Below are 5,420 nucleotides of genomic sequence, written 5' to 3'. Positions count from 1 at the left end.
CCGCGTAGCGCCGGCCACGGCGCCCAAGGCATCCATGCCCGCCTGGCCCCAGGCCCGCATGAGCTTTGGCGATGAGCAAGGCGGCCACAAGGTCAGCAATATGGCGGGGCTGTGGGCCCCCATGCGCGAGTCCGCAGCCGCAACGGTTGCAAGTCCGGCCCAGGCCTTGGCCGCCGAGCAGCCAGCCGTGCTCGCCGTACCCGCTGTGCCCACTGCTGCCCTGGCCCCCGTCAGCTACGCGCCCCCGGCTTACGCGCCGGCCGTCCAGTCCCCGACTGTTGCCGTTGCCGAGCCTGCTCCTGCGGATTTCTCTGCGCCCCGCACATCATCCGCAGCGGCCCCGGCAGCGTCCGACGAGCCCGTCTGGCCCCTGGGCCGCGCCGTCGCCCAGATCCACGGCGTCTACATCCTGGCCGAGAATGCCCAGGGCATGGTCGTGGTGGACATGCATGCGGCGCACGAGCGCATCGTCTACGAGCAGCTCAAGAATGCCGTCAATACGGCAGAACAGATCCCCAGCCAGCCGCTGCTGATTCCCGCCACCTTCGCCGCCACGCCCGAGGAAGTGGCCACGGCCGAGGCCCATGGCGACACGCTGCAGGCGCTGGGCATGGAAGTCTCGCCCTTCTCTCCCAAGACCCTGGCCGTGCGTGCCGTGCCCGCCACCCTGGCCCAGGGCGATGCCGTGGAGCTGGCGCGCAGCGTGCTGGCCGAGCTGGCCCAGCACGACGCCAGCACCGTGGTGCAGCGCGCGCGCAATGAGATCCTGGCCACCATGGCCTGCCACGGCGCCGTGCGCGCCAACCGCCGCCTCACGCTGGACGAGATGAACGCCCTGCTGCGCCAGATGGAAGTCACCGAACGCTCCGACCAATGCAACCACGGCCGCCCCACCTGGCGGCAGATGAGCATGAAGGAGCTGGACGCGCTGTTCCTGCGCGGCCGGTAAACCGCCCCGGCAACACTCAGTCACGCATTTTTGCGAAGGCCGCGAGTTGCTCGTACTTGCGGTCTTCCTCGGCGATCAGGCGCGCCAGGTCCTCGCGGCCCGTGGCCGGCACCATGCCGGCATCTTCCAGGCGCTTGCGCACGGCGGGCTCGGCCAGCGCCTCCTGCAGCGCAGCGGTGATGCGCTGGGCCGTGTCCGCAGGCAGGGCGCGCGGCGCCATCAGCGCAAACCAGCCCACCAATTCATAGCCGCGCAGCGGCGCCAGCTCGGCCATGGCCGGAACCTGGGGCAAGGCGGACAGGCGCTGCGCGCTGGTGACCGCCAGCGGCACGATGCGCCCGCTCTGCAGGAACGGTTGCGCCGCCGTGGGCGAGAGCACGGCCAGGTCCAGGCTGCCGCCCGCCAGGTCGCTGGTCAGCGGCGCCACGCCGCGGTAGGGCACATGGGCGATGGAGATGCCCGCGCGCTGGTTGAGCAGCTCTCCCGCGAAATGCAGGGTCGATCCCACGCCCGAGCTGCCGTAGCTGAGCTTGCCGGGCTGGCGCTTCGCCAGCTCCAGCAGCTCGGCCAGGGTCTTCACGCCCAGGCCGGGGCGTGCGGCCAGGATCAGCGGGCTGGTGGCCACCAGGCCCAGCGGCGTGAAATCGCGGCGCCCGTCATAGCGCTGCGCGGGGTTGACGATGCGCGTGGCCACCAGCTCGTTGCTGGCCCCCACCAGCAGCGTGTAGCCATCGGCCGGTGCCGAGGCCACGCGCTGGGCCGCAATGGCGCCGGCCGCCCCGCCCACGTTGTCCACCACCACCGTGCCGCGCAGCCGCGCGGCCAGCCCATCCCCCACCACGCGGGCGGCCAGGTCCACCGAACCACCGGCCGGGTATCCGACGACCAGCTTCAAGGGCTTGGAGGGGAAGCTGCCCTGAGCAGCGGCCGGCAGGACCAGCCCCAGCGCGGCCGCGCCCAGGAGGCTGCGGCGGCTCAGGACCTGGCGGGCCTCGGAGGAGAGAGGAAATGCAGTGCGCATGGTGGCAATCGCAGGTGAAGTCGTGAAAGGAATCCGGTGCGGGCGCGGCGCCTCAGGCGGCGGACAGAAAGCGCCGGGCCAGCTTCACCCAGTAGGTGGCAGCCAGCGGCAGGATGCGGTCGTTGAAGTCGTAGCCGGGGTTGTGGACCATGCAGCCGCCCGTGCCATGGGTGTCGCCCACGCCGTTGCCCACGATCAGGTAGCTGCCCGGGCATTGTTCGAGCATGAAGGAGAAGTCCTCGCTGCCCGTCAGCGGCTGCAGGCCGGGGATCAGCGCCTGCTCGCCCAGCCAGTCGCGCGCCACCTCGCGGGCGAAGGCCGTGCTGGCCGCATCGTTGACCAGGGCCGGATAGCGCCAGCGGTAGTCCACCACGGCCTCGGCCCCCAGCGTGGCGGCCTGGGCATGGGCCAGCGCGGTGATGCGTTCGCGCAGCAGGGCACGCACCTCGGGCCGGTAGGCGCGCACGGACAGGCGCAGCTCCACCTCGCCAGGGATCACGTTGGGCGCATCGCCGCCATGGATGGCGCCCACGCTGACCACGGCCATGTCGCGGGGATCGACATTGCGCGAGACCACCGTCTGCAGCGCCAGCACCAGGTGGGCCGCCGCCACCACCGGGTCGGCCGACAGGTGCGGGGCCGAGCCATGGCCGCCCTTGCCGCGCACGGTGATGATCACCGTGTCCGACGAGGCCATGAACGAGCCCTCGCGAAAGCCGAACTGCCCCTCGGCAAAGCCCGGCATGTTGTGCAGCGCAAAGATGGCATCGCAGGGGAAGCGCTCGAACAGGCCGTCCTCCACCATCTTGCGGCCGCCGCCCAGGCCCTCCTCGGCCGGCTGGAAGATCAGGTGCAGCGTGCCGTCGAAGCCGCGTGCCTGGGCCAGCTCCCGCGCGGCGGCCAGCAGGATGGCGGTATGGCCGTCGTGCCCGCAGGCATGCATGCGGCCCGCATGGCGGCTGGCGTAGGGCAGGCCGGTCTGCTCGTGGATGGGCAGCGCATCCATATCGGCGCGCAGGCCCAGGCGCCGCGTGCCCGTACCGCAGCGCAGCGTGCCGACCACGCCCGTGCCTCCCAGGCCCCGGCGCACTTCGTAGCCCCAGGAGGCCAGGCGCTCGGCCACCAAGTCGCTGGTGGCGAACTCCTCGAAGGCCAGCTCGGGATGGGCATGCAGGTGATGGCGCAGGGCCACCATCTCGGCCTGCGTGGCACGAATGCCGGCAAGCACCGGATCGGCGGCTTCGGCCGTGGTGGAAACGGGCGGGTCAATGTTCATGCCCGCAGTCTAGGAAGCGTGGGCAGCGGGCGGAAGACCGCCAGCGCCTGCCCTGCCAGGCATTGCCTGTCATCCCCTGAACACCTGCACGCGCCAATCACGGGCATGGCACACATGGCACGAAACCTGCAAGATCGGCCCATGAATTCCCAGCCCCACCCCGATGCCGGTCCCGCCATGAAGCTGCACCAGATGCGCTACCTCGTCGCAGTGGCCGGCTGCGGCAGCGTGCGCGCCGCGTCACGCGCGCTGGGCATCACCCAGTCGGCCATCACCCAGGCCCTGCGCGAACTGGAGGAAGGCCACCGCCTTGCGCTGTTCGAGCGCCAAAGCAGCGGCATCGTCCTCACGCCGGCCGGGCGCACGCTGCTGCGCCATGCCCAGCTGATCACCGGGCAGATGGCCCAGGCCGAGGATGAAATGGCCCGCCTGCGCGACACCTGCGCCGTGGCGCGCCTGTCCGTGGGCGTGACGCCCTGGGTGGGCCAGAGCCTGCTGCCCCATGTGCTGCGCGCCTTCCGCGCCGAACTGCCCCAGGTGCGGCTGGAGCTGTTCGAGGGCCTGTCGGCCGTGGCCCATCCGCGCCTGCGCGAAGGCACGCTGGACCTGCTGATCGGCCGCGTGCCCTCGGGCCCCTCGGGCGGCGACCTGCATGGCACGCCGCTGTTCCGCTACGACGCCACCGTCGTGGCCCGCACGGGCCATCCGCTGGCAGGCGCCCGCTCACTGGCCGAGCTGATGGACTGCGACTGGCTGCTCAACTACACGCCGCCTGAAGAAGACGACCTGGTGCGGCGCCTGTTCCTGCGCCACGGCCTGCCCGTGCCCGTGGGCCACATCCACCTGGTGCATTCGGCATCGCTGCTGCTGCACCTGATCGCGCACAGCGACATGCTCTCGTTGTGCCCCTGGCCGCTGATCGAATCGGGCGTGCCCCAGGGCACCCTGGTGCCGCTGTCCCTGCGCGAGCAGTTCGAGCCCCACACGGTGGGCGTGGTCCAGCGCGGCCACGGCCCCCTGCCCTGGGTGGCCGAGCGCTTCGTGCACCACCTCATGGAGCAGGTCCACGCCTGCCGCCACAGCCCGGACCCGGTGCTGCAGCGCGTGTTCCGCTCCATTGACGTGCTGGCCTGAGGGTGCCTCAGCGCAACGTGGCCTGGGCCACCGGCACGTTCGCCGATTCGCCGGCCGGCACGTCAGCCGGCACATCCCAGCCCCCGCCCAGCGCGCGGATCAGGCCCACGGCGGCCTGGTACTGCGCGGACTTCACCTGCAGCGCCTGGCGGCGGTTGCGCAGCTCGCTGCGGCGCGCATCCAGCAGGTCCAGCTGGCTGACGTAGCCATTGCGGTAGCGCGTGTCCGACAGGCTGGTGGCGCGCTGGGCGGCCACCACGGCCTGGCCCTGCACGGTGGACTGCTCCTGCAGGATGCGGATGGAAGACAGCTGGTCCTCCACCTCCTGGAAGGCCACCAGCGCCTGCTGGCGGTAGGCGGCCAGCGCGGCATCGAGCTGTGCGCCGGCAGCCTGCACGCCGGCCTCGCGCCGGCCGCCGTCGAACAGCGGCAGCGACAGCAGGGCGCCCACGCCCCAGGAGCGCATGGACCACTTGAACAGGTCACCGACCTCGGGCGAGGCGTGGCCGGCCGCGCCGGTCAGCGAGATGCTGGGGAACCATGCCGTCTTCGCCACGCCCACGCGCGACTGCGCGGCGAACACGGCGCGCTGCGCGGCCGAGATGTCGGGCCGGCGCATCAGCACCGTGGCCGGCACGCCGGCTGGGATGGCGGGCAGAGCCGTGGTCCAGGCGCCTTCGCCCAGGCCGAAGCGCGAGGCCGAGTCGCCCACCAGCACTGCCAACGCATGCTCGACCTGGGCGCGCTGGCGGTCCAGCGCCAGCGCGTCCGATTCGGTGGCCGACAGCTCGGCCTGGATGCGCGCCACGTCCAGTTCGGCAATGTCGCCGGCCTGCAGCCTTCGCTCCGACAGGCGCAGCGTGTCGCGGTAGGCCTCCACGGTCTCGCGCATCAGGGCGCGCTCGGCGTCCAGCGCGCGCAGCTGCAGATAGGTCTGCGCGACCTCGGCCTGCACGGCCAGCCGCGTGCTTTGCAGCAGGGCCTCGCGGCCCTCGGCGTCCAGCCGCGATGCGTCGGCCGCCTGGGAAATGCGGCCGAAC

The 5,420-nt window shown here is 72.0% G+C and carries 4 protein-coding genes and 1 pseudogene; 2 read left to right on the top strand and 3 right to left on the bottom strand.

Annotation, left to right across the window (positions count from 1 at the left end; all coding sequences use genetic code 11):
* Positions 1–949 (top strand): annotated as a pseudogene (locus L995_RS21175) (DNA mismatch repair endonuclease MutL); the annotation flags it as partial.
* A gap of 16 nt (positions 950–965) precedes the next feature.
* Here the strand turns inward: L995_RS21175 and L995_RS21170 are convergent.
* Both L995_RS21170 and L995_RS21165 read right to left on the bottom strand, forming a co-directional pair.
* Positions 966–1,970, bottom strand: coding sequence for a Bug family tripartite tricarboxylate transporter substrate binding protein (locus L995_RS21170; RefSeq protein WP_047473512.1), 1,005 nt, complete (start codon positions 1,968–1,970; stop codon positions 966–968).
* Positions 1,971–2,022: 52 nt separating this feature from the next.
* Complete coding sequence (locus L995_RS21165) at positions 2,023–3,246, bottom strand: M20 aminoacylase family protein (RefSeq protein ID WP_047473509.1); 1,224 nt, start codon at positions 3,244–3,246, stop codon at positions 2,023–2,025.
* Between the two features lie 114 nt (positions 3,247–3,360).
* Between L995_RS21165 and L995_RS21160 the strand changes: the two genes are divergently transcribed.
* Positions 3,361–4,380 carry a LysR family transcriptional regulator gene (locus L995_RS21160; protein WP_047473514.1) on the top strand — a complete coding sequence of 340 codons (1,020 nt, stop codon included), beginning with the start codon at positions 3,361–3,363 and terminating at the stop codon, positions 4,378–4,380.
* A 7-nt stretch (positions 4,381–4,387) separates the two neighbouring features.
* On the opposite strand, the gene L995_RS21155 is transcribed toward L995_RS21160, so the two are convergent.
* A partial coding sequence (locus tag L995_RS21155; RefSeq protein ID WP_047473507.1) for an efflux transporter outer membrane subunit occupies positions 4,388–5,420 on the bottom strand: 1,033 nt, incomplete at its 5' end.

The sequence above is a fragment of the Delftia sp. ZNC0008 genome, assembly GCF_000799035.1.
GTDB classification, from domain to species: Bacteria; Pseudomonadota; Gammaproteobacteria; order Burkholderiales; family Burkholderiaceae_C; genus Comamonas; species Comamonas tsuruhatensis.
The sequence above is the reverse complement of the archived record's forward strand: the minus strand, read 5'-3'. Positions and strand labels throughout refer to the sequence as shown.